This window comes from Paenibacillus sp. 10L310, from assembly GCF_056395745.1.
Genome location: NZ_JBFTKC010000015.1, coordinates 49,426 through 74,828, shown reverse-complemented (window position 1 = coordinate 74,828; position 25,403 = coordinate 49,426). Strand labels below are relative to the sequence as shown.

General features: G+C 46.6%; 21 protein-coding genes. 14 read left to right on the top strand and 7 right to left on the bottom strand.

Features of this window, described 5'->3' with window-relative positions; all coding sequences use genetic code 11:
- Positions 1 to 32: 32 nt before the first annotated feature.
- The gene (locus tag AC1DE7_RS24670; RefSeq protein ID WP_036607380.1) at positions 33 to 1,064 is read right to left on the bottom strand and encodes a ribonucleotide-diphosphate reductase subunit beta; all 1,032 of its coding nucleotides are present in this window, start codon (positions 1,062 to 1,064) and stop codon (positions 33 to 35) included.
- Positions 1,065 to 1,273: 209 nt separating this feature from the next.
- Positions 1,274 to 3,592 (bottom strand): ribonucleoside-diphosphate reductase subunit alpha, encoded by a 2,319-nt coding sequence (locus tag AC1DE7_RS24665; protein WP_036607378.1) that lies wholly within the window; start codon positions 3,590 to 3,592, stop codon positions 1,274 to 1,276.
- Positions 3,593 to 4,364: 772 nt separating this feature from the next.
- On the opposite strand from AC1DE7_RS24665, the gene AC1DE7_RS24660 reads away from it, so the two are divergent.
- Positions 4,365 to 4,691 carry an MTH1187 family thiamine-binding protein gene (locus tag AC1DE7_RS24660; protein ID WP_017690882.1) on the top strand — a complete coding sequence of 109 codons (327 nt, stop codon included), beginning with the start codon at positions 4,365 to 4,367 and terminating at the stop codon, positions 4,689 to 4,691.
- A gap of 179 nt (positions 4,692 to 4,870) precedes the next feature.
- Here the strand turns inward: AC1DE7_RS24660 and AC1DE7_RS24655 are convergent, their stop codons facing one another.
- A complete protein-coding gene (locus tag AC1DE7_RS24655; RefSeq protein WP_477535356.1) occupies positions 4,871 to 5,995 on the bottom strand; it encodes a PsbP-related protein in 1,125 nt (374 codons plus the stop codon).
- 444 nt (positions 5,996 to 6,439) lie between these two features.
- On the opposite strand from AC1DE7_RS24655, the gene AC1DE7_RS24650 reads away from it, so the two are divergent.
- The 6 genes from AC1DE7_RS24650 (at position 6,440) to AC1DE7_RS24625 (ending at position 11,731) form a co-directional block, all read left to right on the top strand.
- Positions 6,440 to 6,544 (top strand): hypothetical protein, encoded by a 105-nt coding sequence (locus tag AC1DE7_RS24650; RefSeq protein WP_017690880.1) that lies wholly within the window; start codon positions 6,440 to 6,442, stop codon positions 6,542 to 6,544.
- A gap of 43 nt (positions 6,545 to 6,587) precedes the next feature.
- Positions 6,588 to 6,695 carry a hypothetical protein gene (locus AC1DE7_RS24645; RefSeq protein WP_017690879.1) on the top strand — a complete coding sequence of 36 codons (108 nt, stop codon included), beginning with the start codon at positions 6,588 to 6,590 and terminating at the stop codon, positions 6,693 to 6,695.
- A gap of 263 nt (positions 6,696 to 6,958) precedes the next feature.
- A complete protein-coding gene (locus AC1DE7_RS24640) occupies positions 6,959 to 7,270 on the top strand; it encodes a hypothetical protein (protein ID WP_017690878.1) in 312 nt (103 codons plus the stop codon).
- A gap of 1,181 nt (positions 7,271 to 8,451) precedes the next feature.
- Positions 8,452 to 9,048: an RNA polymerase sigma factor gene (locus tag AC1DE7_RS24635; RefSeq protein WP_477535355.1), complete on the top strand. Its 597-nt coding sequence runs from the start codon at positions 8,452 to 8,454 to the stop codon at positions 9,046 to 9,048.
- Complete coding sequence (locus AC1DE7_RS24630) at positions 9,045 to 10,028, top strand: anti-sigma factor domain-containing protein (RefSeq protein WP_477535354.1); 984 nt, start codon at positions 9,045 to 9,047, stop codon at positions 10,026 to 10,028. Before AC1DE7_RS24635 ends, AC1DE7_RS24630 begins: the two co-directional genes overlap by 4 nt.
- Positions 10,029 to 10,219: 191 nt before the next feature.
- Positions 10,220 to 11,731: an HD domain-containing phosphohydrolase gene (locus AC1DE7_RS24625; protein ID WP_036607368.1), complete on the top strand. Its 1,512-nt coding sequence runs from the start codon at positions 10,220 to 10,222 to the stop codon at positions 11,729 to 11,731.
- A gap of 4 nt (positions 11,732 to 11,735) precedes the next feature.
- Here the strand turns inward: AC1DE7_RS24625 and AC1DE7_RS24620 are convergent, their stop codons facing one another.
- Positions 11,736 to 12,389 carry a phosphatase PAP2 family protein gene (locus tag AC1DE7_RS24620; RefSeq protein ID WP_036607365.1) on the bottom strand — a complete coding sequence of 218 codons (654 nt, stop codon included), beginning with the start codon at positions 12,387 to 12,389 and terminating at the stop codon, positions 11,736 to 11,738.
- 478 nt (positions 12,390 to 12,867) lie between these two features.
- Here AC1DE7_RS24620 and AC1DE7_RS24615 point away from each other — a divergent pair, with 478 nt between their 5' ends.
- The 4 genes from AC1DE7_RS24615 to AC1DE7_RS24600 all read left to right on the top strand — a co-directional run bounded on the left by AC1DE7_RS24615 (position 12,868) and on the right by AC1DE7_RS24600 (position 16,982).
- On the top strand, positions 12,868 to 14,283 hold the full coding sequence (locus AC1DE7_RS24615) for a sensor histidine kinase (protein WP_338707671.1): 1,416 nt from the start codon (positions 12,868 to 12,870) through the stop codon (positions 14,281 to 14,283).
- Between the two features lie 208 nt (positions 14,284 to 14,491).
- Positions 14,492 to 15,649: an MFS transporter gene (locus tag AC1DE7_RS24610; RefSeq protein ID WP_235193865.1), complete on the top strand. Its 1,158-nt coding sequence runs from the start codon at positions 14,492 to 14,494 to the stop codon at positions 15,647 to 15,649.
- Between the two features lie 153 nt (positions 15,650 to 15,802).
- Entirely contained in the window at positions 15,803 to 16,459 is a 657-nt protein-coding gene (locus tag AC1DE7_RS24605) for an oxidoreductase (RefSeq protein ID WP_445253305.1), read from the top strand.
- A gap of 148 nt (positions 16,460 to 16,607) precedes the next feature.
- Complete coding sequence (locus AC1DE7_RS24600) at positions 16,608 to 16,982, top strand: RidA family protein (RefSeq protein WP_017690870.1); 375 nt, start codon at positions 16,608 to 16,610, stop codon at positions 16,980 to 16,982.
- Between the two features lie 116 nt (positions 16,983 to 17,098).
- Here AC1DE7_RS24600 and AC1DE7_RS24595 read toward each other — a convergent pair whose 3' ends face one another.
- Positions 17,099 to 17,857 carry a tryptophan-rich sensory protein gene (locus tag AC1DE7_RS24595; RefSeq protein WP_017690869.1) on the bottom strand — a complete coding sequence of 253 codons (759 nt, stop codon included), beginning with the start codon at positions 17,855 to 17,857 and terminating at the stop codon, positions 17,099 to 17,101.
- A gap of 227 nt (positions 17,858 to 18,084) precedes the next feature.
- Here AC1DE7_RS24595 and AC1DE7_RS24590 point away from each other — a divergent pair, with 227 nt between their 5' ends.
- Positions 18,085 to 19,050: an arsenic resistance protein gene (locus tag AC1DE7_RS24590; protein WP_477535353.1), complete on the top strand. Its 966-nt coding sequence runs from the start codon at positions 18,085 to 18,087 to the stop codon at positions 19,048 to 19,050.
- A gap of 350 nt (positions 19,051 to 19,400) precedes the next feature.
- Here the strand turns inward: AC1DE7_RS24590 and AC1DE7_RS24585 are convergent, their stop codons facing one another.
- Together AC1DE7_RS24585 and AC1DE7_RS24580 are read right to left on the bottom strand one after the other, a co-directional pair.
- Complete coding sequence (locus AC1DE7_RS24585; RefSeq protein WP_477535352.1) at positions 19,401 to 21,023, bottom strand: response regulator; 1,623 nt, start codon at positions 21,021 to 21,023, stop codon at positions 19,401 to 19,403.
- Between the two features lie 5 nt (positions 21,024 to 21,028).
- Positions 21,029 to 22,858 carry a cache domain-containing sensor histidine kinase gene (locus tag AC1DE7_RS24580; protein WP_477535351.1) on the bottom strand — a complete coding sequence of 610 codons (1,830 nt, stop codon included), beginning with the start codon at positions 22,856 to 22,858 and terminating at the stop codon, positions 21,029 to 21,031.
- Between the two features lie 143 nt (positions 22,859 to 23,001).
- Between AC1DE7_RS24580 and AC1DE7_RS24575 the strand changes: the two genes are divergently transcribed.
- Both AC1DE7_RS24575 and AC1DE7_RS24570 read left to right on the top strand, forming a co-directional pair.
- Entirely contained in the window at positions 23,002 to 23,883 is an 882-nt protein-coding gene (locus AC1DE7_RS24575; protein WP_036607341.1) for a carbohydrate ABC transporter permease, read from the top strand.
- Positions 23,883 to 24,719 carry a carbohydrate ABC transporter permease gene (locus AC1DE7_RS24570; RefSeq protein WP_340031783.1) on the top strand — a complete coding sequence of 279 codons (837 nt, stop codon included), beginning with the start codon at positions 23,883 to 23,885 and terminating at the stop codon, positions 24,717 to 24,719. Before AC1DE7_RS24575 ends, AC1DE7_RS24570 begins: the two co-directional genes overlap by 1 nt.
- Positions 24,720 to 25,403: the final 684 nt, after the last annotated feature.

Below are 25,403 nucleotides of genomic sequence, written 5' to 3'. Positions count from 1 at the left end.
GGAGTGTTTTTTTTTTTATAATCTATTCTTTATTACAAATCGTCAAATCCGTTATCGTCGCCAACTTTACCGTAGTTACGGGATTTAGCTTCGAAGAAGTCGGTTTTGGTTGCATTTAGTGCTTCATCGGAGAATGGTTTGATCCAAGGCATGCAGTTTACATCCACACCTTCATATGCTTTTTCCATACCCATTAGACGCAGACGTTTGTTGGCGATGTACTTGATGTAATCTTCCAACTCGTTCAGGTCAATACCGCGCACGTTGCTGAGTGTGTAATGTGCCCAGTTGGTTTCAAGCTCAACAGCACGATGGATGGTTGTGTATACGTAGTCCATGTTCTCAGGTGTGTTCAGTTCAGGGAAGTCTACCAGCAACTGTTTGTACACTTCGGCGAAGAAGTAACAGTGTTGGTTTTCATCCCGCTGGATATACGAGATCATCTGGCTGGTTGCCATCATTTTCTGGTCACGGGCCAGGTTGTAGAAGAAGGCAAACGTACTATAGAAGAAGATACCTTCGAGTACCAGATCGGCGACCATAGCCTGGAAGAACGTCTGTGGAGACGGCTCGTCCCGGAATGTTTGGTAAATGTCTGCGATGAAACGGTTACGGTCAAGCAGGACTGGATCATGTTTCCAGTATTCAAAAATTTCCTTTTGCTCCCGATCAGATACGATCGAAGACAGGACGTAGGAGTAGGATTGGTTATGAACGACTTCCTGTTGTCCGATAATGGCCGAGATCGCTTCGAGTGAAGAATCGGTAAAGTAACGTTTTACGTCACCAACAAACATCGTTTGCATAGAATCAAGTACCGCGAGCAGAGAGATGTTGATTTTAAACGTACGTTGCTCTTCCTCGTCCAGTTGAGCAAACTGGGAAGCATCTTTGGACATTGGAATCTCGTCTGCGATCCAGTGGTTAAGCAGCAGTACTTTGTACAATTTGTACATATGAGGCATGCGAATGTCGTTCCAGTTCAGGATACCGGAGCATTCACCTTCAATAATACGGGTTGATTGGTTAGGGGCTTCGGTGTTGAAAATTTTCTGTACTTGCATTGTTCCGTTCACTCCTTGAAATTTCATAATGTTCTGCCGACAGAACTTTGGGAAATCATCTATATCAACATCTTGCGATGCTGTGATCGTGTTTTAGGTAAAAAAGAACCAGGGCAACGCCATTTTGCAATCAAAACAGGATGCCCTGGTGGTCACCTCGAATCTAGTAAATCTTCTCTATCATGGATAAAACGTAACTTGCGCAAAAATCAAGATTCTTCAATCGTTAATGCACGGCTACGAACATAATAAGTTGATTTCATGCCGGCTCTCCAGGCGTGCAGATGCAATTCCAGGAATTCTGTTGCTTTAATATCTGGTCGAACATAGAAGTTGAAACTTTGTCCCTGATCGACGTGGCGCTGACGGGCAGCCGCCATATTAATGGAAGCATGTTGATCCACCTGGAACGCTGTTTGGTAATAAGGGCTTGTTTTTTCGGACAGATCCGGAGCCGGATTGGCAATTTTGTAAGTTGTTTTCTCTTCATAAGATAACAGCTCATAGAGCGGATCAATACTAGCCGTTGAACCGGCAATAATGGACGTGGAACCGTTAGGTGCAATGGCGAACAACCAGGCATTACGTACACCGTTTTGTCGTACTTCGGCTTGAAGTTCTTTCCACTGTTCGGTTGTCACGAACTCGCCTACGCGCTCACCTGATGTGTACTCGCGTTGGTCGAAGTAATGACCACTTTCCCAATCGGAACCTTTGAATTTAGGATAATGTCCTTTTTCTTTGGACAGCTCCATACTGGATTTCACGAGCAGGTAGTTGATTTTTTCATACAAATTATCGTTATACGTTACAGCTTCTTCAGACTCCCAATGAATGCCTTCGAGAGCAAGCAGGTGGTGAAGTCCGAATGTTCCCAGACCGACTGCGCGATATTGGCTGTTGGTATATTGGGCTTGCAACACTTCAATGTTGTTAATGTCGATAACGTTGTCCAGCATGCGCACCTGAATTGGAACGAGACGCTCCAATACATTATGAGGTATAGCACGTGCCAGATGGATGGAGTTCAGGTTGCAGACAACAAAGTCGCCAGGCACTTTGGAAATCACGATGCGAGTTTGTCCATCCTTGGTTACGAGTTCTTCCTTTTCAATTACAGTGGCAGACTGGTTCTGCATAATTTCGGTACACAGGTTGGAGGAATATACCATACCGTGTGCACGGTTAGGATTCGAGCGGTTAACCGTATCGCGGTAGAACATGTATGGCGTACCTGTCTCCAGTTGGGACTTCAGTACACGCTTCATGATGTCAATCGCCTGTACTGTAATCCGGGACAGCAGTGGGTGATTCACCGCTTCTTCGTATTTATCACGGAACGCACCTTCACCAAAGGACTCATCATAGAAATCTTCCAGTCCGAGTGCACGACCATTCTCGTCCTTCCAGCCCATCACTTTCTTTGTTTCGTGCGGACAGAACAGGCTCCATTCGCCACGGGTGGATACCCGCTCCATGAACAAGTCAGGCAGACAGATGCCGTGGAATACGTCATGCGCACGCATACGCTCGTCACCGTTGTTCAGCTTCAGATCGAGGAAGGCCAGAATGTCTTTGTGGAAAACGTCCAGGTACACGGCAATGGCACCTTTACGCGTACCGAGCTGGTCTACGCTGACCGCTGTATTGTTTAGTTGGCGAATCCAAGGGATTACACCGGAACTTGTATTTTGGTGACCACGGATATCCGAACCACGAGCTCTGACTTTGCCGAGGTAAACGCCGATGCCGCCACCCATTTTGCTCAGACGTGCTACATCCGTGTTGGAATCGAAGATACCTTCGAGTGAGTCGTCCACCGTATCAATGAAGCAGCTGGAGAGTTGACCGGCTACTTTTTTACCTGCATTGGACATCGTAGGAGTAGCTGCGGTCATGTACATGTTGCTCATGGCCCAGTATGCTTCCTTGACGAGATCCATACGTCTCTCGGCAGGCTCTTGGTGCATTAGGAACATGGCGATAACCATGTAACGCTCTTGCGGCAATTCCATTACTTTTCCGTCAAAATCGTGAGCGAGGTAACGTTCTGCCAGTGTGAGCAAGCCGATATAATCGAAGAGCAGATCGTTGCGGTAGTCAATGCACTCAGCAAGTTCGTCGATCTGTTCTTTGGTGTAACATTCCAGTAATTCTTCGCGGTAGATCCCTTTCTTCACGAGATCTACAAGAAGAGGGTGAAATGCGCCATAAGGCTCGTCCGGGTAAGACTTGTATCTGCGGTTGGTAGCCGCTTTTTTGTAAAGGGAAGTGAGCAGGGAGCGTGCCGCTGCAAATTTCCAATTAGGCTCCTCTTTAGTTACCAGTTCCAGTGCGCTCATGATAAAAGCGTTGCTGATTTCGTCTCCGGTAACTTCATCACGGCGGAGCTTGCTGTTTACCCCACGTACCAGACGTTCCTTGTCCAGCATTTCCAGTCCTTCCAGAGTACGGTCGGCATATACCGAGATGCGCATATCATCAAAGGCAAGCTGGCGGTTGTTCGGCTTGGTCACAACTTGTGGCATGAATATTCCTCGCTTTCGCATGTTAAAGAGATAAATTGGAGAAATTCTTTATATAAAGAATTGAGTGTTGTCTTACGGTGAGAAAAAGGTAAAGGTTGCTTTTGGCAGACTGAAACGGCGGTGACAAGTTCATGTCTTAAATCGCTCAACTTGAGGAGCACAAAACAGCACAATTCAGAACATGCTCATATAAAAAGCATTCTCCCGCCTCGCGGCTGAAAATGCCCATGGATGCTCTGGCTTCCTTACTGTCTTAGAAGTTCTGGATATCGACAGAAAAGGGTGCTTATGTAAGCTTTGGTCTATTGCAGATGTGCCTGTAGTTTGAGGATACCGGATGCAGTCCAAACAGCCCCGTTAACCTCCATGTCAACTCTGTTTCGAGAAAGCGATTTACACCTACAGGGACGTGCCTTTGGAGGTGATTTCATCCTGTTTTTCGCGAGAATGCAGAAGGTGACTAATAGAAGCGGAGAAATCTAGTGTTACTACATTTTGTAGCTTTCAACATACTGTAACCCAACATATTGTGTTTGTAAAGTGGGCCGATACAGTAAAACGTAATTCCGAGTATACCATTTAAGCCAGGAATCCGCAAAGGAAAAGGACTGGAAGATTTGAAGATTATCAAAAAAAAATTTTCAACAATTTGAATGACGTCTTCACGTCAGTTTGAATTGTAACGCATTCAACTGGTAGAATAAAAATAGTCAAAAATCGACTAAAATTAGCGGCAGCGGTTGTTCACGGGGCCCAGAGGAGGCGGAGCAAAATGGCAATAGCAGAAGTGACTGTAATTCCAATCGGAACGGGTACAACCAGTCTAAGCAGTTATGTGGCGGACATGCAAAAGGTATTGGAACATCAACGGGGCATTACATATCAGTTAACTTCCATGAGCACCATTATTGAGGGACCGCTTAACGAGATCTTTACAGCAATTGCGGCTCTGCATGAAGCACCGTTTTTGTCAGGAGCTCAGCGTGTTTCCACATCCGTCAAAATTGACGACCGTCGTGATAAACCGGATGCCTCAAGTATACAGAAGTTACAATCGGTTCAGGATAAACTGACGTCACTTCAGGCAAGACCTAATTAATGGTTTAGTATAAACATCCGTATATACGGTTATTCGGTATGTTATAAGTCATTAATTAAAGGTTAGATTGTGTCTCTGCGTAGTTAACGTGAATTTCTGACATCTATAAACTGAAAGACAAAAAGACCAGCTTAACGTTCATTAAGCTGGTCTTTTTGTATACTCATTTAACATTTTAATTAATCTGCAACTACCAATGAGGCTCCAATCAACGTGGCGTTGGTGTAACCACCGCCAACATTTTCAAAAGAGAAGTTGGTAATTGGAGCACCGATCACAGTAGCGTAATCGCCGTCAAGCAGATCTCCAGTCGTTGCAGGGTACAACGCTATAATATCGTTTCCGTTCTCATCCATGACATGAACGATAGAGAAGGTTGCTCCGAGAGAGCTATCTTCTTCAACGGAAATGACTTCCCCGTTAATTTGTACGAAAGTATTGTAATAGTTGGCTACATTTTTATTCAGATGACGGGTCGTTACATTGGAGTCAACGAGCCCCTGTACCTTTTTGCTTAGTTCTGTCGTAATGGCCGGGAATACATCGTTATGTTTACCAAAGAAATCATAAGATGCCTGCTCCATAAAGGCTGTGTCTTCTGTAATGTACGGAGTTAACTCATTAAAGAAATCCGCTGCTGATGCTGTGGCAGATGAATTTCCAGTTGTTGCAATTGGTGCTGTTTGCTCCAGAGAAGTAGTAATGCTTAGGGAATCAAGGATATCTTTGATCTCATCCTGATTATAAGTATCCTTGGCGTAGGTTAACGTCATGGTATAGAGTTCTGTATTGGTCGGAATCAGATACTGCACAAGGATAACATCTGTACCCGAGGAATGCTTATAGGCTCCTTCCAAGACACCAGCGCTATATTCTTTATAAGGCTTGTTTGTGTAGCTGGTTTTTTTATAATCGGAAATGCCGATGCTTGAACCGCTTTGTGTGTAATAATCCACTATATTATTGGCGTATTCTTCAGGATTAATTGAACCGGTTGAGCTGGCCTCAATCGTCAGATTCATATTATCTGCAAATGTGGCTGCCGAAGATTGGTCTGAAAAAGCAACTTTAATGGATGGAGCATTCATTTGACTTGTATCTACGCTTTTCCAGGATTCAGGATATGCAAAAGAAAATCCTTCTCCACTATATGTAGTGTATTTCGTAGCTTTTGCTTCTGTTGAGACAGTTTCAGTTGCCTTGGATGCTTCGGTCGTTTGGCTATTGGTTGTTGTGTTTGTTTCTGAATTACCACAAGCAGTAAGCAATGTGGCTAATGCCAAAATCGTAATAAGTTTCTTCATTATGTCTAATTTCTCCTAATGTGCTTCCCATCGGTTGGGATTTTTTCTAAGGTCATCATTTCGTTTGGGATAATCTAGTTTAGGTGGTGAGGATAGAAACTCCTTTCTACTTTATTAGTAAAATAATAACATAAATAAATATTTCAGTATTCATAATTACTAAAAAGGTAATTTATCTGTATTTAACAAGTTAAAAGCTAATAATATACCGTATGGGTATCCATTTTGAATGATAGTACATACATTTGGTTGATATAACCGTGGGATTTATTTATGACTTAAACATATATGAACATAACATTCCGACTTAAGAACTAACCCTTTGTGTAGGTGAAATTAACGAATAGTCGGTGGAAAAAAACAGCCCATTTTCGACCTGAGCCCGGTCCCATGTGTGATTGGTGCATATAGTGAACTGTACCTCAAATCAAAGGAGGGGTTTACATGAGTGGAGTAGTAGGTGGATACGGCGGCGCATGGACATCGACTGGCGCGATCTTGGTTCTCTTTATCTTGTTGGTCATCATCTCTAAAGCATTCTTGATCTAATAAACCGCTTGGACCCTAATATATTCGTAAAGGAGGGTTCTGCATGAGCAACGTAGTTGAAGGCGTAGGATACGGCGGCTGGACATCGACCGGAGCAATCCTGGTTCTGTTCATTCTCCTCGTAATCATCACTAAATCTTTCTGGGTATAATATGGCGAGCTCTGCCGGGCAACCGGTGGGGTTTTTTTTCTAGAGGACAAGCATGGTGGAGAGCCAGGCAGATAAGATAGCTTGTGGTTGAACGGAAGAATTGGTGGAATTCAAGAAATGGAATGATGGAGTATGCTTCGAAAATGGGGAAGGTACCTCATGGCTAAACGCCCATTTTGTCAAAATGAGGGCGATAGCCCGGTCCAGAGGTAGGCATAATACATAGCTTAGGGGTGTAGGCAAATGTTAAGGAGGAATGAACAATGAGCGAAGTAAAACCGAATTCACCGAACGGACAGGGACACGTATACGGACATATGGGAGGTTATGAGCATATGCAAGGATACCAATACACAGGTCATGAAATGCATGGGTATGGATATGGTTGTGGAACAATGCCAATGGGATATGGCTATGGATACGGACACCATGCCAATCAGGCTCCAATGATGCACGGTTATCAACAGGGTTGTGGAGTATCCTATGGTCATGGCGGCGGAAGCTGGGGTTCCATGGGTACGATCCTCGTACTGTTCATCTTGCTGGTCATCATCTCCAAAACGATGTTTATCTAAGGATTTGTGAGTGCAAGGGGACTTTGCTGATCGTGGATCGTTGCGATAGGTGCTCCAAATAAAACTCCGAGTTTGAGTTCCATGTTGGGGCATAACGTACCTATGATTCAGAGCGGGACAGCGTAGGATTTCATCCTGCGGTGTCCCTTTTTTATTAGAAGTGAAGGAGCGTTGGGATTACTTTCTTTAACGAACTCCACAGCCTCTATTCCATGCATTTTTCCCATTTCACAAGTTTAACGAATCGTAGACGTCTTATTATCTGAACCTGGGCATGTTTGGAGCCTATATTCATGAAGTGGCATGGATTAACGTGGCTGAGATTCGTTAGATTTTACATAGCATAGAAATCCTCAATATAAGGTGTGCAGGATTCGTTAGCGTCTGGTGAGTGTAAACAGTTGCTTTAGAGGCCGGCGTTATTTGCACAATTGGAAAAGTAAGAAGTAAGAAGTAAGAAGTAAGAAGTAAGAAGTAAGAAGTAAGAAGTAAGAAGTAAGAAGTAAGAAGTAAGGAAGGAAGTATCCAGGAGTGTAGCCAGTGGGAGAACGAAAAAGTTTTAAAAGCAGAGCCGAATTTATCTGGTTAGTCTGATCAGTGAAAGGAGGACTTTTCTTAATGTAGGAACGGTGTCCGACAGTCTGTAGATGTTGCTAAATTGGATATGTAGACATGGATAAACACCCGGAACCCAATTCCGGGTGCTTTGTGTATGTTTTCAATCTTCTCAAGAATAAGTGATATCCAAAACAACAAAAGCCCTACCTCTCTTTTGTCCTTGCGGCTCCGATGACCGCGCCAGTGTGAATGGGAACATCTTGTGAAACTCTGTACTACCGGGTTATTGTGATTCAGGTTCTTCAATCTTCATAGGTTAATTGTGCTTATAGTTCGCTGCGGTCGCAGCATGAAGAAAATATTCCGGGGTTTAAAGAAGACAGAAATCATATGAGGTTGTTTAATACAACTCTTATAGTATACCACAGGTTGTAATTATCTGCAATAAAAAGGAAAGCGCGACCAGAGCAGCATGTTTTCGGACTGCTTTTAAGTTGGAAAGTGAAAGGTTAGTTTGAAAAGATACAGAAAATTTTTCAAACTATTTCTTCATAGGGGTAATCCTCTTCAAAAGATTCTGCGTAGGTTATAATAAGAGGGAAGAAACAGAAAGGGGCCCTCGCATGACTGAATCGATGGAGGACAGCAGGTTAATGCTGCAGATCGCGGAACGTGATGCCTCCGCACTGGAGCTTTTATATGACCGTTATGAGCGAGCGGTGTATTCTTTTGCCTACCGGATCGTTGGTGATCCCATGACGGCAGAAGAGACCGTTCAGGAACTTTTTATGCGGGTCTGGAATAATGCCGAACGTTACGATGCCTCACAGGGGAAGCTGACCACATGGATGTTTGCGATTACGCGTAACATTGCAGTGGACATGCTGAGGCGGAAATCAAAAGGGGCAGCGACTACTTCAGTTGAACACGAGACACTGGCGGCCTATGCCGATGAACATACGAACACGGAAGAAGAAGTGCAGCGTAAATGGGAAGGTACCCGGATTAAAGAGGCGTTGTCCCAATTGAACGGTGATCAGCAACAAGTTATAGAATCGATTTATTATGCGGGATTAACCCAGCAGGAAGTATCCAGCCGATTCGGGATTCCGCTGGGTACAGTAAAGAGCCGTGTCAGGCTTGCCATGCGACAGCTCCAAAAGTTGCTGGCCGATGCTGAATTGCATCCGGACGCGGGAAGGGAGGGCATACATCCATGATAGAACGACATGAGGAGTGGTCTGATCTGGCACCGATGTATGTGCTGGGCGGACTGGAAGCAGAGGAAGTGGCGGCGTTTGAAGCGCATATGGCAACTTGCGAACCTTGCCGCCAGGAGGTAAGGGAATTGCAGGAAGTGACTGGCTTCCTGCCACTTGCGGCGGAACCTGTAGCACCGCCGCAAGGCATGCGAGCACGTGTGCTGGGCAACGTGCTCGGACATGTGCAGGAGAGCGCCGAGGCGAAGCCAGCGGCTGCTCCTGCAGAGCCTGAAGCACCTGTGGTGCTTCAGGAGGATCTTGCGCCGCAGCACAAACGTGCGGCGCAGCCCGGGCCAGGCTTGCCGCCGGTAACGGCGGTGCCTGCGGCCCGGGTGGAAGAGGCTGCCCAGGCACAGCCATGGCAGCCACAAGCGCGCGCGCGTGCGCGCAGCAGCAGCGCCTGGCGCATAGCCAGTGCCGGCCTTGCGGCCGCGGCACTGTTGCTGGGCGTGTACACCGCGCAGCTGCGGAGCCAGATCGACTCGCTGACGCAGCAAGCGGCGGGCTCGTCGGCTACGCAAGAGCAACTGGTGCAGGCACAGGCGCAGAATGCACAGCTGCAAGAGCAGCTGGCATCAGCTCTGGAACCTGCACAGGGCATGCAGACTGGCGAGGCAGTGAAGCTGAATCCTGCAACGCAGGACATTGTAGCTCAGGGTCTCGCAACCATCGTTATTGACAGCAAAGGCACTCACCTGGTTGTGCAGGCTGAGAACCTGCCGAACCTGGAAGGCAACGAGGCTTTTCAGGTCTGGTTGATCAAAGGAGATACCCCTCAGAATGCGGGTACTTTCCTTAGTCGTGACGGAACGGGAGCAGTATACTACACATTGGATTCGGCCAACGACTATGATACGGTTGCCATTACGCTTGAACCGGATGCAATGGGAGATGAGCCGCGCGGTACAATGATTCTGGCTGCCAAGATTAAAGGATAAATATAGGATATATCACCAAAGGCTGCTCCGTCGTGGAGCAGCCTTTTTGTGTTTTCCAGTTCTGATGCCCATCCATTGGATTTTATTAATTTTTTTAGTCGGAGCAACCGATAAACAAATAGAAGGCAATACCCTTAATCTCCCTGTATCTCAAGGGAGAACTGGTTGCACATAGAGAGTGAGGGGTTCAGTTGGAAGCATACCGTTCATTTATCTTTCGCCTGATACGCAATTATCTGATCGGTTCACTGGCAGCTGTTTTTGTTGTCGGTACAGTAGTTATGGTATCTACTCTGCAAATACCCAATATTCAATTTGTCCGGCTCATCTTCATTGTACTGATTTCACTCTTGTTCATGCTGGTTGCAGAATTAATTACGCTGTGGGTACAGCTTGGCCCCATAAGACAATTTTTCACTTCCGAGCATCACGAGAGAGACGAATTGAACCACATGTATGAGAAAATTCATCGTTTCCCGGGACAGACCATATATCGGATCATGGGTCCGCACATGCTTGGCTTCTCACTTCCGGCAGCCGGATTAACATTATGGATGATATCCACAGGGTGGCTTGAATTTCCTTACTTCTATACTGTCGTGGCCGCTGCGTGTGCCTTTCTGATTGCCATCATGCATGCGCTGATTGAGTATTACCTAACGGTGCGGGCGATTAGACCCCTGTTACTTGAGATTCGTCATCGAGGCAAAGTCCAATACGGGATGGAACCTTCACTGGGAGGGCGCATCCTGGTATCGATCCAGCGTAAATTTCAGCTAAGTACGGCACTGATTGGATTATTTCCTCTTTTTCTATTTTTCCTGGCTACATATATCAGACTTCAGTATATGGACAGTGAATTTGCGAAAGAGTACATACTGTGGGGAATTCTCATCGTTGTTCTGGGCGCGGGGTTTGCGCTGGTGGGAAGCTGGCTGTTGATTCGTGATGTTCGTGATCCAGTTGCTGAACTGACGCATGAGATGAACCGAATTCAGGGGGGAGATCTTGGCAGACGAGCTCCGGATCTATATGCGGATGAGTTTTCGGCACTGATCTCCGGTTTTAATATGATGATTAATCGGCTGGAGATGAGACAGGAACGCAATCGACAGCTGTTGCAAAGTTATTTTTCTACGCTGGCTGCTGCTTTAGACGCCCGAGATAAGTACACGGCAGGACATTCCATGCGTGTGGCAGAGTATTCGCTGATGATTGGTAAGCTGAGCGGAATGAGTGAGGAACAGGCGGATTTATTGTACAAATCAGCCCTGCTTCATGATATCGGGAAAATCGGCATACCTGATGAGGTGTTGCTGAAGGATGGAAAACTAAGCGATGAAGAATTCGCAATTATTCAGACACATCCCGTGCAGGGAGAGAGTATTCTGCTCCAGATAGAACCCATTGATGCCATGGCTGACTTTCTGCCTGGTGTACGATCTCACCATGAGAGATATGATGGCAAAGGGTATCCGGATGGGATGGCAGGCGATGAGATTCCGCTATTTGGCCGCATCATTGCGGTAGCGGATGCCTTTGATGCCATGACGTCTGATCGACCATACCGGAATGGGATGAGTCATGAGAAAGCGCTAACGATTTTGGAAGAAGGAAAAGGGACCCAATGGGACCCCTATTTTGCAGGTTTGTTTATTGATGAATGGAGACGACAACAGCATCTTCAGAAACCATCGAAGTGAGGGATCAGCTGATCCCCTCTGTCCACTTCGATTCTTTTCTGCGTCTCCGGTGAAGAGCGAGGCCTGTTATGATGGTGAGAACACACTCGCCGAGTATGACCGCACCCAAGGCGTCATAGATCACATGTTGTTTGATCATTAGCGTGGATACTATAATAGTTGCTGCCCCGGCGGCGACCAAAATCTTGATGGGTTTACGGATGCTTGGAACCGAAAGAACAGCACGCATAACCAGATAAGAGTGAAGAGAATGAATACTTGGAAAACAATTATAAGGACGATCCTGGCTATAGAGCCATCCGAGAACAGATGCTCCCAGGCCTGTACCCGTCAGTTCCGGGCGCGGTACCATGGTCTGAAAGTTGAAGTAGATCAGATAACATATCCAGACACAGATATTCATGGATAACAAGACGCGGTAATACGTCAGGCGATCCTTGGCACACAGGTAAGCGAGCACACCGAATACAAACGGGTACCAGCCCAAATATGGAATGGACATGCCAGGCACGTAGGGAATGATCCGGTCGAGCGGCGAATCAAGCACTACGAACCCGCGTTCTGGACTATTAAGAATATCATAGAAGAGCCCCATGACGGCCAAAGACAGCATTAAACTCAATGACAGCCAATAGGATTTGCTTTTTAACAATTGCACAACACCTTACTCCTTTCATTAATGCTCCCTAGGAGCATGACCCCAGCAAATAACTATATGAGTTGCACTATACATTCATTTACACGAGAACGCAGAGGACAGAAATAACCTGAAGAAGCGGAGCTAAAAGCTTTCTGAAAGAAAGCTGCATCGGAAGCATACGCTTCGCCTTTATCCACGGATTTTCCCTTTCAGAAAAGGGAATCGAAAAAATCTGGGGATAACAGCGATCAGAAGGTTGTTCTGTCATCGGAGTGGCAAGTGTAATTATTCTTTAGTTCAATCTATATAGTAGTTTAAATTTAAACAACAATATATTCTACTACGACCAGCGCACAAATTGAATCCTGATTTGTGTATTTTTGTGTATTTTTTTGACGAAGAAGGAATGCCGAAGCTTCAATGGGCATGATATGATAGAGACACATACGGACGAAGGCACTTTGGCCAGTAAAGTCGGTACAACAGGAGTGAGTGAATGCAATTTTCAAAAATGTTCGTATTGAATATGGGGATGCTTATTACCATTGCATATCTTGCCAGTGTGTTCTATAAATATGTCGTAATACGTACTTCTTCCCGAGTGAAGCAGATCAGTTCCGTGCTTGTCCTTATTTTTGCAGGTTGGATCAGTACGGTTTTTGGGTTTCAACTCACCGATGAAGTGGTCTTTGACCTTCGTTATGTTCCTTTAATTGTTGCCGTTCTAACGTATAGACAACCCTATAGCGTAATCATCGTGGGTATTGGAATTGGGCTGTCGAGGCTGACTTTTGGCATCACGGATGCTACATTGGCGGCAGTACTTAACATGTCTATTTTGGGCGTGATATGTGCAGGTCTGAATATATGGATGAGACGCAGCAACTACAGGCTGATTATTAAAGGAATCCTTGTTACAGTTATCGTCAATGTGGTCAATAGTGTAAACATTGCTATCGTTGGTGTGATCCCGGCTACATACTTCTTTTCACATATTATGCCTTATACACTCCCTACAGGCATTTTGCTGAGCCTTATTTTTGCATTTATTTTACGTGATTTTCAGAATGAACAGAATCGAATTTTGTTGATCCAGAGTACAAACCGGCTTTTATCTGTGCAAAAGGAAGAGTTACAGAAAGCCCAGATTGTACTGGAGGATCGAGCGAAACAATTGATGATTGCCTCACAGTACAAATCCGAATTTCTCGCCAATATGTCCCATGAACTGCGTACACCACTGAACAGTGTCATTAACTTTGCCCAGATGATCAGCGAGAATGCCGACACGATGGATCAGGAGGATATTATACGTTTTGCCAATATGATCGACCACTCCGGGCAGGAACTGCTTACGCTCATTAACGATATTCTGGATCTTTCCAAAGTAGAAGCGGGGCGGCTGGATATTGTACTGGAGGATATCAGTGTCGCACAACTTACAGAAGATGCCATGAGCCACTTTCAGCTTGTTGCCGAGAAAAAAGGTATTCAGTTGGTTCTGGACAAAAAACCGGGACTGCCCGAGACGCTCTGGTCTGATCCACAGCGGGTTCAACAGATTTTGCGGAATCTGATGTCCAATGCCATCAAGTTCACTCACCGGGGGAAGGTCACGCTGACCGTAAGCACCAAGCAGATTAAGAATGCAGGTATTCAGAATCGATGGCTTATTTTCTCCGTTCAGGATACAGGCATTGGTATTTCGGAAGACAAGCATCATTCCATATTTGAAGCATTTCAACAGGCTGACGGGTCGATTAGTCGAAAATTTGGCGGTACCGGACTAGGCCTGTCAATCAGTCGGGATTTAGCGAGATTACTGGGGGGATCGATTGAACTTGAGAGCACTGAAGGTAAAGGAAGCACCTTCTATCTCTATCTCCCGTTGGACCGTGAAAAAATGAGTTGACAACCTTCGCGCCGTGAGTAGAATTTGGGATGACAACTAGCATCGACCGGCTTTTGAGACCCGGTCTAAGGAGTGTATCCCCATACAGAAGACGGTCAACGTTAACCCTCCCCCGTTAGCAAGCAAACCACGGCGCAAGGGTTCGACACAACGCACGAATTTATCGATTGCAACATGGGAGGGTGTACCGGCAATTATTTTACAGACCTTGCTGGGAGGCCCATTTTTAACCGGATTTCTGCTGTACCTTGGGGCCGGGTCGAGACATATCGGCTTTGTGCTCGCGATTACCACGTTTGTGAACATTGCCCAGATCGGAGCAGCTTACTGGATGCAGCGTATTCGTAGCCGTAAACGCATGCTGCTGTTATTTGTGGGCACACATCGCATCTTGTGGAGTGCAACGGGACTGATCCCGTTCATATTCCCCAAAGAGTGGTGGGTAAGCGTATATATTGGCGTGTATACGGTTGCTTTTATATCAAATACCATCGGCGGTATGATCTGGACTTCACTAATTGGCGATATCGTACCTGCTAAGGTGAGAGGGCGTTATTTTGGAATTCGAAATACGATTCTGAATGCTCTTGGAAGCGTATGCTTATTTGCAGGCGGTATTGTTTTGGACCGTTACCCGGGAGAAATGGGCTTTCTGATCCTGTTTATTCCGGTGTGGATATGTGCTATTGCCAATACAGTCATCTATTTCTTCTATCCGGACGTTCCCTTCGAACGTTCTACCGAAAAGGTTTTCTGGCGCATGTTCATCAAGCCGTTCCAGGATCGTTCTTTCCTGAAAGCAACGCTGTTCCTGGCTTCATGGTTATTGATCCAGACCTTGATTGTTCCGCTTTATTCCTATGTTATGCTCGATTTATTGAACATCAATTATCAGACGGTATCCCTGATCACGGTAGTCCAGACGCTGGTTATGATGGCTGGTTTCTATGTTTGGGGCAATCTGAATGCCAGATTCAGTAACAAGACCCTCCTATTTTGGACATTGCCAGTCATTGCACTCTCCTGTTTGTCATGGGGTTTAATGTCGTTCATGCCCGTATTGATCGCACTATTTCTATCTCATATTTTCCTTGGGATCGGGGTAGGTGGATTCAACCAGCTGGCATTTAACTTTACGATTGGAGACACACCCAAAAGTGAAAGACCGATGTTTGTCGCGGTGTATTCGGCTCTGACCGGAGTCACTTCGTTTCTCGGGCCGTTGTTGGGTGGCTGGTTGTATGAAAAGATGGAAACCTGGTCCGATGCGCTGGCCTGGATCTCAGCCTATGGATTTCAGATGGGGGTTGGTGTCGTGATGCTGATTCTGACATTTACCCTTGGACGTCGTGTACTGTTAAAATAGAAACGATATAATTTCAACTCATGAATATTTACACGGGCACTTCGATGACAGAACAACCTTGTAAATATTTAGATTGATCATATGTATCTGGTATGACTTCAAAAAAGATGGCGAAGTGGAGGGATGTATTTGAATCGTCTCGAACGGAAAGCCATGGTGATTGGAGCCACCGGGCTTGTAGGCGAATTACTGGTTCATAATCTGCTGGAGCACCCGGCATACAGCTTGGTTCGCGTTCTGGTTAGACGTCCGCTTGAGCTGCAACATCCCAAACTGGAACAGCATGTGGTGGACTGGGGAAATCTGGAGAGCCAAGACCACTTATTCGATGGAATCGATGACCTGTACTGTTGTTTGGGGACAACGATCAAAAAAGCAGGCAGTCAGGACAATTTCCGTCAGGTAGATTATCATTACCCGGTTCGTGCAGCTACGATTGCGAAGCAACATGGTGTATCACAGATGCTGGTGATCTCCTCCATGGGAGCGAGTGCAGATTCCCGTGTCTTTTACAGTCGGACCAAAGGGGAAATGGAGGATGCATTGTCCGATATCGGTTTTCCGTCATTGCATATCTTCCGCCCTTCCTTAATTCTGGGAGATCGAAACGAGAAGCGGTTTGGTGAGCAGATGGCTGCCTATGCCATGAAGTTTCTGGATCGCTGGATGAAAGGCAGAGCGGACAAATACCGGGCGGTCCACGCCGCAACTATTGCACAGGCCATGACCAATATTGCGCTGGTGCAAGCCAAGGGAAACCATGTGTATTCAAATGAAGTCATTCATGTCCTTGGTGTGGACGGGGGCTAAGAAACCTTTGAACGAGCTGTTTGCTTCATGTGGCTAGTGAGGAGCGTTTCTCGCTTGAGGTAGATCGTGGTATAATAGGCAACAAAAATGAGTTCGAACCCTGACTCCATGCGGCAGCAGGATAACGAACACAAAGGAGAACTCGTCCATGAAAAAACCAATCTCTACCGATCAGGCGCCAGGCGCCATTGGTCCATACAGTCAAGCCGTTGATGCAGGTGATTTCATCTACACTTCCGGACAGCTTGGTCTGAATCCTCAAACGGGAGAGTTCGGCGCAGATGTACAGGAGCAGACACGTCTGTCTTTGAGCAATGTGAAGGCTATCCTTGAAGCAGCAGGTACAAGTATGGATAAAATCGTGAAAACGACGGTGTTCCTGAAGGACATGAACGACTTCGTTCCTGTGAATGAAGTGTATAGCACGTTCTTCGAACAGCCTTATCCTGCACGCAGTGCAGTGGAAGTTGCTCGTTTACCAAAAGATGCACTGGTGGAGATTGAAGTTATTGCCCTGAAATAGGACAACCTTATTCGTTCTTTTATACATAAACAGCCGATTTCAGGTCGAAGACCAGAATCGGCTGTTTGCGTTACGTGTTTTCGTTATATTTAAGCGTTATATTTGAAGTAAACTACTCAATCGCGATCTTGATTCCGGGCGAAGAACAGCCATACCGCATAGATGGCCAGGACGATCGCAATGATGATTGCCGTATAATATACGGAAGTGACATCCTTCTGTTTAAGTGCAATGGCGATATATGCCCATGTGAATACAAGTGGGTATATGCTATCGCGATAACGGAAGCTAACGAGAACAGCCAGCACCATACCGACAATCAGCATAATGATCGTCCAGGTTGGTTCGCTGATACCAAAACCATCCCAGCCAATTTTATATAATAGTACCGCTGCATTAACAATGGTTGCCACGCTAATCCATCCAAGATAGATGCTGAATGGCAGCTTCACAAGCCAGATCTCAGCAGTGGTTGGAACCGTAATGGTACGTGTTTTTACATACAGCATGATCAGGCACAACAGAAGCAGTACAATAATCAGTAAAGCGAGACCGGTCTGCAAGTTTTGAAAAGCAAAAATCCAGGCTACGTTGAAAGCGCAGCTTGCCAGGAACCAATACCCGAGACGGGTAATCGAATCCCTTTTCCAAGAAGCGGGCACGAACTGATAGATCACAAACCCTGCCAACAGCAAGTAGATCAGACCCCATATAGAGAAGGCATAGCCAGAAGGTGTGAGCAGCACAGGGTACATATCCGATACTTCTTTATTGGTCTTGCCTCCGATCGGCAGAGCGTTGGAGAGGTAGTTCACGATAATTACAGCGATAAAACCAATGGCGTTTAACCACTTGTACGGATTGTTACGTGACATTGTGTTTCCTCCTTGGTTTAACGAATGAATGAACCACGGGTCAGTCTACAATGAATATACCCAGTTCTTGCACATTCTAATAACAGCCGCAAAAAATTCACAAGTTGATCCTTCAGATCCTTGTGCTCTGCCGCTTATGTTGGAACGGCACTCTGTCCCAATGTACGCGAAACGAAGCAGAAATATGTCCATGCCCACGATGTCCCACTAGAAGAGGAGGAAGAGAAATGCTCACAAGAGAAACGATGGAGCAACAGCAAACCTGGTTCTATGTAGTTGCACTGTTCGTAGGGGCAGCGATAGGGCTGAGTAATCCGGTATGGGGGAATGTTTTACACTACACTGTGTCCCCGGTTCTTGCCGTTCTGTTATACAGCATGTTTGTACAGATTCCCTTTTTACAGTTAAAAGAGTCCTGGTCGAATCTTCGATTTATGGTGGCGCTACTGGTGGCTAATTTTATCGTAGTACCTGTAGTTGTATGGTTGCTCACACTTGTCTTTCCGCAATCACCAGGCGTTCTGATCGGAGTCTATCTGGTACTGTTAACTCCCTGTATTGATTACGTCATTGTGGTCACACAGCTCGGCCGGGGCAATGAGAAACTGATGCTCGCCGCAACACCTCTTTTATTTGTTATACAAATGATCCTGTTGCCGTTTTATTTATGGTTATTGATGGGTACCGAGGTAGCGCAGATCATGCAGTTGGGGCCGTTTGTAGAGGCTTTTCTGTTCCTGATCGTAATTCCACTGCTGCTCGCTGTTGTTACACAAGTTTTCTCCAGAGGTACAGTGAGCGGGGAGCGGGTCATGAATACGACGGCATGGCTCCCGGTTCCGATGATGGCACTTGCGCTGATCGTGGTTGTCGCTTCCCAGATTGGCAAAGTCTACAATGATATGGCGATCATCGTGAACGTGATCCCGATCTACGTTGCTTTTCTGATCATTATGCCTTGGATATCTCGGATCATTGCTAATTGGTTTCGATTGAATACAGGCGCAGGGCGGGCGTTGATTTTCAGTTCAGCCACACGGAATTCACTGGTTGTTCTGCCGCTGGCGCTGGCACTCCCGCCAGAATGGGCAACCATAGCTGCGGCAGTCATCGTTACACAGACGATGGTGGAGCTTGCAGGGGAATTAATCTACATTCGACTTGTACCTGCGGTGATTTTGCGGGATCGGTGAGCGGACTAGGACGTATCTATGTTATGATCTAATATAAATAATAAAACCATTTTTGGTAAATCAAAGGGGGTGTGGATATCGCTATTTATAGGAAAGTGATGTTCTACTTGGATATTGCTTTATTACTGTTCATCCTCATTATTTTCCCTATACAAGCTCAGAAGACGGAGAGCAACTTCCCTTACGTAATTATGACTATATTCTTACTTGGAATAATCTTTCGGATTGTATCTTATCTTAGAAAAGAAAGAGCTAAAAAATCATCTTGAGCGATGCTTCTATTCAGGTTTAGTAAGTAGAAATAAGGACTCCCGTGAGGAGTCCTTTTAGTTTAGTTCAAGGTATTACATTCAAGCCTCCAATAATGTTTTACGATATTCTGCTGGCGTGATGCCTTCCATCTTTTTGAACACTTTGCTGAAATACTTTTCGTCCTGGAATCCAACCATCTCGGAGATTTTGGCGACACGCAGAGAAGGATTTTGTAGTAACAGCTTGCCGTTGTTGATCCGCAGTTTGCCCAGATATTCCGACCAGTTCAGACCAAATTGCTGTTTGAATTTGCGTGAGATATACTCCCGGCTCAGATAAAAACGCGCGGCAATCTGCTGTAAGGACAGGTCCTCCTGATAATGGGCGTCCATATAACGTGCAATCTCACTCATGGGATCAGGATTGGCATGGTGATGAGCGGTGAGCGCCTTTCCTGCGGCAAGCAGTCGTTGTTCCAATAATGAACGAAGCAGGGAGAAGGATAACAGTCCTTCAGCGTCCAAAGGTAACTCGGCAAAGGGAATAGACTGTTCTTCCGTCAATTCTTCCTCATGGAATGACGAACCTGCCGTATCATCAAGCCAGCGGCTCAGCATCCATTCCAGCTCATCGATCCATTGCTGGATCTGCTCAGCACTGACAACCGCAAGATCAGTAATCGGGTCAAGCCACTCGGCGACCGCAGCAGATACACTGGAAGCCCGGCAACTCATGGCTGCCATACGCAGGGGTTCTTCATGGGCGGTTAAACGCCTGGTTTTATTTCCATTTGATGATTCCACTGAGGCATGGATTCGCTGTTTAATTTGCACAGCATTACGTCGCCACAGCCTTGAACTTGCTTCCAGATAGGCCGCTGAGATTCCGCCAGGATAAGACTCGCAGGTGGAGATCCCAAAATGAAGCCGGCGCTGAATCGTCTGTTCCAATCCATGATTGACCTTGTCCAGAATATGTTCCAATGAAGTGGATGGACCCCAATGCAGCAGAACAATCTCGTCCGGTTGATCCAACTGACGAAACATTACGCCTTCGTCTGGTGTGGATAACATCTCGGCACAGATATTGAGCACCGAGAACACAAGCAGGTCCGGTTGACTGCGGTATTTTGCCAGACAATCTGCATCCAGATGGGACAGGCTGGTGACAGCGACACTACAGACAGAGATTAGACGGGGGAGATTTAACTCATCCTGCAATCGCTGCATGTGTGATGGGCTGCTGCCTCTTCCGACGGCAAGTTCGGTGAGCAGACGATCCTGGTAGTGGGGGCGCATTCGATTAACAACAATGGATTGCCTGGTGGATTGTATCCGAATGGCGTCTTCCTCTTCCCAAGCTGTAACGGCCTTTAATAGAGATGCATTCAGCTCATCTGCTTCCACAGGTTTCAGGAGGTAGTCCATGCCACCATGTCTGATTGCATGCCTCACGAGTTCAAAATCATCATATCCACTGATAACCAGCACCTTGCTGTGCGGGGTATGAGCCGATATCCATTCAAGCAATGCCATACCGTCCTTGCCCGGCATCCGCATGTCACTGAGTATGATTTGAGGTTGATGTGCCGTGATGGCGGCGATGGCTTCATCCCCGTCTGCTGCTTCAAGTAATGTATCAATGCCAAACTCTTCCCAATGACCAAGCAACCTTATGGCATCGCGGACATGTTTTTCATCATCTACAAGCAGTGCCTTCATGTTGTTCACTCTCCCGCGTATAGTTTAACCGTAATCTTCACACCATTGGGTTCCTGATTGTTGATCTCAAGCCTGGCTGAGTGACCGGGATGTGAGTTCAATTGAAGTCGGCGTATTACATTTCGTAGACCGATGGATTCAGACACGTCGGATTCTTGTGTGGATAACCCGGTTGTTGTATGACTTTGATGCAGCCATCCGCGGATCTCCAGTAATTTATCTTCAGGTATGGAGGGGCCGTTATTATTCAGTTCTATTTCAATCCAATGATCGTTGATCCGGCGGCTGGATAGGGATATGTGACCTTTGCCAGGCTGAATATCTGCTCCATGTTTGAAATAGTTTTCAATTAAAGGTTGTAACGTCATTCTTGGCATTTCGACAGATAGAGTATCTTCGGCAAAATCCAAATCCACCTCAAGGCGGTCACCAAACCGCTCCTGCTGTAGTTCCAGATATAATCGGGCATGCTCCGCCTCTTCGCGTAAGGTCACGCAGGTCTGATCCCGCATGCTGTAGCGCAGCATTTTGGACAGGCTAGAGAGTAGTATATACGCCCGTTGTCCCTGCTGTTGAAGGGCAAGTGTACCGATCGATTGCAGTGTGTTATATAGAAAATGCGGATGAATCTGCGCTTGCAACGCTTTGAGTTGATTTGTTTTATTGGCGATTTCGAGTCGATATTCCCGCAAAATAAGATTATTTACCGTATCCATCATATCTCGGAAATGACGAGCGAGCACCCCGAATTCATCGCGACTGGATAGATGGATATCCACATGCAGACGCCCGGCTTGAATCTGGTTCATATACCGCATGAGTTGCTTGAGCGGACCGGTGATTCGGATGGAGATGAACAAGGTTGCAACAATGACCAATACAAGTGCCGCAATGGCAATCATCGCGTTATTCCACGTAAGTGTGGTGGCTCTGGCATATAACGTCTCATTCGGGATCTGTTTGACGATGGTCCAATCGGCGTAAGTGCTGCCAAGTTGCTGGTATACATACATGGAACGATCCTGTTCAAAATGCCCTGCAACATTCTGGGCTGTACCTAAGCTAGATCGCGCGATATTCAGTTCACTAGCCGTTTCCTCTCGTAGTGCATCCGTATGATTGACCTCGGAACGTCCTTGGTAAATGATCTGATTCTGACCATCCACCACATAGATCTGTTCCTTAGCCGGATCATACAGCCTGCTACAGATTGCTGCAATGGTATTCATATTCAGATCAATGGCGAGTACACCCAGACGCTCAGTGGACGGAATATCCTTGATCACCCGATGCAGGGTAATGACCGTTCTGGCAGGGTCATCGGGGGAGGCAGCCTTGAATCCGTACGTGTGACTCATATGGGCCGATTCCACCCAGATATCCGGGCTGTCACCGCTTGTTTTTCCATGAAGCGAGCCGGAATAGGCCTGTTTGCGTTCCTCCCGCTTCGGAAAGGGATTTGTAATTAAGGTGGATTGATTGGCGGCAAAAGAGTGCAAATACAGCTGGAATACATCCGGCACAGCCGCGCGTATTGTCTGCAAAGTGGTATACACTTCGGCAACCGCACGATAATCACCAGGAATTTTTGCCAAGTTACGCAGAAAGTTCGGGTCGTTATACACAGCGAGCGACGCTCTGGCCACGTTATCCACATAGTTATTGAGATTGGTGGACGCTTGGTAGATCAGGCGTTTGTTTTCTTCCACAGCTTGTTCCCGCAGGGCTGTCTTGGTCTGGATAAACGTCATGCTGATCGATGCGAGCAGCGGAAGGGTGGTAGCAATGAGCATAAAAGCAATCAATTTGGTGCGTATACTGTAGTATTTGGACATCGGAACACCCCTTCTGGTTGCAGGTTAAGAGAGGACAATATTTTACCCCCAACTGTTCACAAGGGTCGGTGTTTCCCTCGGTGATAATGGGGTTTAATAGAAAAAGAGACCAATTTCATCCATCTATAGAAGGGGAGAACGATATGAAGCATCGCAAATCTTCACAGCTGTTACAGCAGCTTGTGTTCGTGGGTCCCTCCATCGTGTTTTTTATTCTCATCATCGTGGTCCCTTTCCTGCTTGGCATGGTGTATTCCTTCACGGATTGGAACGGGGTATCCGAGAACATTAATTGGGTAGGGTTTGATAACTTCGTGCATGTGTTTGCGAATGATCCCAAGTTCCAAACGGCGTTTTGGTTTACGGTGCGCTTCACCGTGGTTGGTGTGGTACTGACCAATGTGATTGGCTTTTTCCTGGCGTATTTTCTGACCAAACCGCTCAAGACGAGAAACATTCTGCGTACGATCTTTTTTATGCCTAACGTGATCGGTGGGTTGTTGCTCGGCTTTATCTGGCAGTTCATATTTGTGAAAGGGTTTTCAGCAGTAGGCGATGTAACCGGCTGGTCATTCTTCAACCTTCCTTGGCTGGGAGACGAACCAACCGCCTTCTGGGGAATCGTGATTGTGTTTGTATGGCAGACCGCAGGATATCTGATGGTCATCTACATCTCATCTCTGACAAATGTATCCCCTGATCTGCTGGAAGCCGCCGAGATTGATGGCGCAAGTCGCTGGCAGGTACTGCGGAGCATCATTCTTCCGCTCATTATGCCAGGTGTAACGATCTGTCTGTTCCTGGCGATCTCCTGGTCGTTCAAAATGTTCGATCTCAATCTGTCACTGACCAAAGGTGGACCGTTCGGATCGACAGAGTCGGTTGCACTTAATATTTACAATGAAGCCTTTGTAAATAACAGATATGGCATCGGAACCGCCAAAGCTCTCGTGTTCTTCGTAATCGTTGCCATCATCACCATGATTCAGGTACGTCTGACGAAGAGCAAGGAGGTAGAAGCCTAATGGAGACGACGAAAAATTACCGCTTCAGTACCATTTTAACCGAGATTGTCATGGTACTCCTTGGACTTTTATTCCTGGTTCCGTTTTACTTCCTGTTCGTGAATTCGGTCAAAACCTTCGGTGATCTACTCACCAATTCGGCTGCATGGCCGGAAGTATTTCAATGGGGCAACTATGCGAACGCCTGGGAGAAAATTAACTTCCCGTCCGCGCTGATGAACTCGCTTATCGTTACTGTGGTCAGCAATCTGTTGCTTGTGCTGATCAGTTCCATGGCCGCGTACCGAATGGTCCGCAGCGATACCCGGTTCAACCGTATTTTGTTCGGCATGTTCATTGCCGCCATGGTGATTCCGTTCCAGTCTATCATGATTCCACTTGTTACTGTAACCAGTAATCTGGGATTGATCGACAGCCTTGGCGGCCTCATTATCTGTTATCTTGGTTTCGGGGCACCGATGTCTGTCTTCCTGTTCCACGGATTCGTAAAATCCGTCCCACTGGAGATTGAGGAAGCGGCCCGGGTGGATGGAAGCTCGGTCTACGGGGTGTTCTTCCGGATCGTATTTCCACTCATGAAACCGATGTATGTAACCGTCATCATTCTGAACACACTCTGGATCTGGAATGATTATCTGCTCCCATCGCTGATCCTGCAAAGCTCCAACCTGCGTACGATCCCAATTGCGACCTTTGCACTCTTCGGACAATATACGAAGCAATGGGATCTGGCCTTGCCAGCACTTGTGCTCGGCATCATGCCGATCATTATCTTCTTCCTGCTGATGCAGAAGTACATCATTCAGGGGATTACGGCTGGATCAGTTAAAGGGTAAGGGGTGCGAGTATAGGGTCGCTGCCGGGATCAAGTTGCGCTTTCGGTCGCTGTTGCTCCTCGGTGGCCTGAATGTATTAGGGCAAGGAAGCCACCGAGTATCAAAGGCGAACGCTCCGCTCCTCCATCGCATCCTGATCCCTTTGCTCCCACCTCGCACGGAGGTGTGCAAAGGGAGTCATGCCCGCATAGCTTGGGCATGACTCCTAGGGAAGGGATAGCGTCGATAAAGAGAAATGACCAAGAATGAAATGATTTAAAGACTAGGTTCGATAAGGCAGAAGGTGAGTGTATAAGGGCAGGGTCGCTGACGGTCTCAAGCGTGGAGTGCGAGTACAAGGTCGCTGCGGGCTCAAGTTGCGCTTTCAGTCGCTGTTGCTCCTCGGTGGCCTGAATGTATTAGGGCAAGGAAGCCACCGAGTATCAAAGGCGAACGCTCCGCTCCTCCATCGCATCCTGATCCCTTTGCTCCCACCTCGCATGGAGGTGTGCAAAGGGAGCATGCCCGTATAGCTTGGGCATGACTCCTGAAGAGAAAGCATCGATAAAGAGAAAAGATCAATAAAGACGCTTGTATAGCCAGGAACTTCTTCTGCAGAGTGAGGGTATGCTCCTTTTTCAAAGCGCTAACGAATCCACCGCATCTTAATAGGTGGATAATCAAGGAATACAAATTGTAACGAAC

What these genes read in the sequence shown, in the direction of transcription:
- AC1DE7_RS24600 (WP_017690870.1), top strand. Translation starts at nt 16,608, where the DNA reads ATGAAAAAACCAATCTCTACCGATCAGGCGCCAGGCGCCATTGGTCCA.
- AC1DE7_RS24660 (WP_017690882.1), top strand. Translation starts at nt 4,365, where the DNA reads ATGGCAATAGCAGAAGTGACTGTAATTCCAATCGGAACGGGTACAACC.
- AC1DE7_RS24585 (WP_477535352.1), bottom strand. Translation starts at nt 21,023, where the DNA reads ATGAAGGCACTGCTTGTAGATGATGAAAAACATGTCCGCGATGCCATA.
- AC1DE7_RS24640 (WP_017690878.1), top strand. Translation starts at nt 6,959, where the DNA reads ATGAGCGAAGTAAAACCGAATTCACCGAACGGACAGGGACACGTATAC.
- AC1DE7_RS24665 (WP_036607378.1), bottom strand. Translation starts at nt 3,592, where the DNA reads ATGCCACAAGTTGTGACCAAGCCGAACAACCGCCAGCTTGCCTTTGAT.
- AC1DE7_RS24645 (WP_017690879.1), top strand. Translation starts at nt 6,588, where the DNA reads ATGAGCAACGTAGTTGAAGGCGTAGGATACGGCGGCTGGACATCGACC.
- AC1DE7_RS24595 (WP_017690869.1), bottom strand. Translation starts at nt 17,857, where the DNA reads ATGTCACGTAACAATCCGTACAAGTGGTTAAACGCCATTGGTTTTATC.
- AC1DE7_RS24575 (WP_036607341.1), top strand. Translation starts at nt 23,002, where the DNA reads ATGAAGCATCGCAAATCTTCACAGCTGTTACAGCAGCTTGTGTTCGTG.
- AC1DE7_RS24635 (WP_477535355.1), top strand. Translation starts at nt 8,452, where the DNA reads ATGACTGAATCGATGGAGGACAGCAGGTTAATGCTGCAGATCGCGGAA.
- AC1DE7_RS24650 (WP_017690880.1), top strand. Translation starts at nt 6,440, where the DNA reads ATGAGTGGAGTAGTAGGTGGATACGGCGGCGCATGGACATCGACTGGC.
- AC1DE7_RS24590 (WP_477535353.1), top strand. Translation starts at nt 18,085, where the DNA reads ATGCTCACAAGAGAAACGATGGAGCAACAGCAAACCTGGTTCTATGTA.
- AC1DE7_RS24615 (WP_338707671.1), top strand. Translation starts at nt 12,868, where the DNA reads ATGCAATTTTCAAAAATGTTCGTATTGAATATGGGGATGCTTATTACC.
- AC1DE7_RS24605 (WP_445253305.1), top strand. Translation starts at nt 15,803, where the DNA reads ATGGTGATTGGAGCCACCGGGCTTGTAGGCGAATTACTGGTTCATAAT.
- AC1DE7_RS24570 (WP_340031783.1), top strand. Translation starts at nt 23,883, where the DNA reads ATGGAGACGACGAAAAATTACCGCTTCAGTACCATTTTAACCGAGATT.
- AC1DE7_RS24630 (WP_477535354.1), top strand. Translation starts at nt 9,045, where the DNA reads ATGATAGAACGACATGAGGAGTGGTCTGATCTGGCACCGATGTATGTG.
- AC1DE7_RS24670 (WP_036607380.1), bottom strand. Translation starts at nt 1,064, where the DNA reads ATGCAAGTACAGAAAATTTTCAACACCGAAGCCCCTAACCAATCAACC.
- AC1DE7_RS24655 (WP_477535356.1), bottom strand. Translation starts at nt 5,995, where the DNA reads ATGAAGAAACTTATTACGATTTTGGCATTAGCCACATTGCTTACTGCT.
- AC1DE7_RS24580 (WP_477535351.1), bottom strand. Translation starts at nt 22,858, where the DNA reads ATGTCCAAATACTACAGTATACGCACCAAATTGATTGCTTTTATGCTC.